The 3,059-nt window shown below is 62.6% G+C and carries 2 protein-coding genes; both read left to right on the top strand.

Translation table 11 applies throughout. The annotated features are described in order from the left end of the window. Positions 1-1,886: valine--tRNA ligase (locus tag EOM25_13535; GenBank protein NCC26195.1), on the top strand; the 1,886-nt coding region annotated here is incomplete at its 5' end. Positions 1,887-1,956: 70 nt separating this feature from the next. After that, positions 1,957-3,059 (top strand): uroporphyrinogen-III C-methyltransferase (gene cobA, locus EOM25_13530; GenBank protein NCC26194.1); only part of this gene is annotated, 1,103 nt, incomplete at its 3' end.

The raw sequence follows: 3,059 nt of genomic DNA, 5'->3' as shown, positions 1-3,059 counted from the left end.
TCATTGCCGACGAGTATGTGGATGTGGAATTCGGGACCGGTTGTCTCAAGGTCACTCCGGCCCACGACATGAACGATTTCGAACTGGGCCGAAAGCACAGTCTGGAGGTTCTCCAGGTCATTGACGGCGATGGCCGGATGACGTCCGCGGCGGGTGAGGCCTTTGCCGGGCTGGAGCGTTTCGAGTGCCGCAAGCGTGTGCTGGCGGCCCTGGAGGAACAGAAGCTTTTGAGGAAGTCTTCGCCGCTGCGGCACAATGTCGGACATTGCTACCGGTGCCGTACCAGGATCGAGCCCTATGTCTCGCCCCAATGGTTCGTCCGAGCCGGCCCCCTGGCCAAGGCCGCCCGGGATGCCGTGAGCGACGGCCGGACGGCCATCCTGCCCAATCATTGGGAAAAGACCTATTTCGAGTGGCTGGACAATATCCGCGACTGGTGCATTTCCCGGCAGATCTGGTGGGGACACCGCATCCCGGCCTGGACCTGCCAGGAGTGCGGCCGCTTGATCGTCGCCCGAGAAGATCCGAGTAAGTGTCCGGACTGCTCCTCGGCCAAACTGGTTCAGGACGAAGATGTTCTCGACACCTGGTTTTCCTCGGCCTTGTGGCCCTTCAGCACCCTGGGCTGGCCGGACAGGACGCCCGAGTTGAAGATTTTCTACCCGACTTCGGTCCTGGTGACCGGGTTCGACATCCTCTTTTTCTGGGTGGCCCGGATGATGATGATGGGTCTGCATTTCATGGACGAGGTCCCGTTTCGCCACGTTTACATCCACGCCCTGGTCCGGGACCAGCACGGCCAGAAGATGAGCAAGTCCAAGGGCAACGTCATCGACCCACTGGAGACCATAGATAAGTTTGGGACGGACGCCTTCCGGTTCACCTTGACGGCTTTTGCGGCCATGGGTCGGGACATCAAGATGTCCGAGGATCGGATCGCGGGGTACCGTCATTTCATCAACAAGATTTGGAACGCGGCCCGTTTTTCCCTGAGTCATGTGGACGGGCGGGAGGATCGGCCCATGGATGTCGCCTCCTGGCCCCTGCACCATCGCTGGATCCTGCACCGTCTCGGCCAGGTTTTGGATTCATCGGCCGAGGCCTTGGCCAACTATCAGTTCAACGAGTACGCTCAGGGCTTGTATCGGTTCGTCTGGCACGAGTTCTGCGACTGGTATCTTGAGCTCATCAAGCCCGAACTCTACGGCGAGGACGAGGATGCCAAGAATCGGGCCCGGTCCTGCCTGAAACACGTTCTGCAGAATGTCCTGATCCTCCTCCATCCGGCGGTTCCGTTTGTCACCCAGGAGATCTGGAGTCATGTCGGGGATCCGAACAGGGGATCGGATTTGGCCCTGGAACCGTATCCGGTTCGCCAAGCGGAGTTCGACGACCCGAGGGCCCAGGAATTGATGGAGCTCTTTCAGGACGTGGTCACGGCCGTGCGGAACATCCGGTCCGAGCTGGGCATCAATCCTTCCCAGGCCTTGGATGTCCTTATCCGGGCCGAAGGCGACGATGCCGCGTTCCTGGATGAATACGCCCTGGCCATGGCCGGACTGGCCCGCCTGGGCCGGATCGAGGTCGGCCCCGGAGTGAAGGCCCCCAAGGCTTCGGCCTCGGCCGTGGTCCGGGGGCACGAGGTCCACGTTCCCCTGGCCGGAGCCGTGGATTTCGATGCCGAGCTGGAACGTCTGGCCAAGGAATTGGCCAAGCTCACCGTTGAACTGGACCGGGTCCGGGCCAAGTTGGCCAACGAGAATTTCACCGGCCGGGCCCCGGCCGAGGTGGTCGAAAAGGAAAAGGTCAAGGCCGAGGGTTTTGCCGTGCAGGTGACCACCCTGGAACGGCTGCGGGACCGCCTCCTCTCGGTCCGCGACCAGTAGGGAACGACAGGTTCTGATAAACATGATACGGCCGGCAGGATTCGATACGGACCGGCGGGGAAAAGATACCATGGCGAAAGTCTATCTGCTTGGGGCCGGGCCAGGCGATCCGGGCCTCTTGACGGTCAAGGCTCGGGATATTTTGGCCTCGGCCGACGTGGTGGTCTACGACTACCTGGCCAACTCGGCCTTTCTCGGACTGTGTCGGGAGGACGCCGAACTCATCTATGTCGGCAAGAAGGGGGGGGACCACACGGTTCCCCAGGACAAGATCAACGAGCTCATCGTGGCCAAGGCCCTGGAAGGGAAAACCGTGGCCCGGCTCAAGGGAGGCGACCCTTACGTCTTTGGCCGGGGGGCCGAGGAGGCCGAAGAACTCCTGGAGGCCGGGGCCGAGTTCGAGGTCGTTCCCGGGGTGACCTCGGCCGTGGCCGCCACGGCCTATGCCGGCATTCCCCTGACCCATCGCCGTTTCGCCTCGTCTGTATCCTTCATCACCGGGCACGAGGATCCGACTAAGCCCGACAGCGCCCACGACTGGGAGGCTCTGGCCCGGGGGACGAGCACCCTGGTCTTTTTCATGGGCGTCAAGAATCTGCCCTTCATCACCGAGCAGCTCATGGGGGCGGGAATGAACCCGGACATGCCGGCGGCCCTGGTCCGATGGGGTACGACCTGCCGCCATCAGTCCTGGGTGGGGACCGTGGGGACCATCGCCGATCTGGCCGTGTCCGAGGGCGTTCGCCCGCCGTCTCTGCTGGTGGTCGGCCAGGTGGTTCAATTGCGCGACCGGCTGAACGCCTTCGAGCGGAAGCCGCTTTTGGGGCGGGGGGTGGTGGTCACCCGGGCCCGGCACCAGGCCAGCGATCTGGTCAGATTGCTGGGAGATCAGGGGGCCTGCTGCCTGGAGTTCCCAACCATCGATATCCGGCCCCTGAAGGAATATGCCGAGATCGACACGGCCGTGACGGAATTGTCAGAATACGATTGGGTCGTCTTCACCTCGGTCAACGGGGTCGTGCACTTCTGGGACAGGGTCAGAGCGTCGGGTCGGGATGCCCGGGCCTTTGCCGTAAACAAGATAGCGGCCATCGGTCCGGCCACGGCCGATGAACTTCGCCAGCGGGGCATAGAGCCCGACTTTGTCCCGCCAAAATATGTGGCCGAGTCCAT

It is taken from the genome of Deltaproteobacteria bacterium (assembly GCA_009929795.1).
GTDB lineage: Bacteria > Desulfobacterota > Desulfovibrionia > Desulfovibrionales > Desulfomicrobiaceae > RZZR01.
The sequence above is the reverse complement of the archived record's forward strand: the minus strand, read 5'-3'. Positions and strand labels throughout refer to the sequence as shown.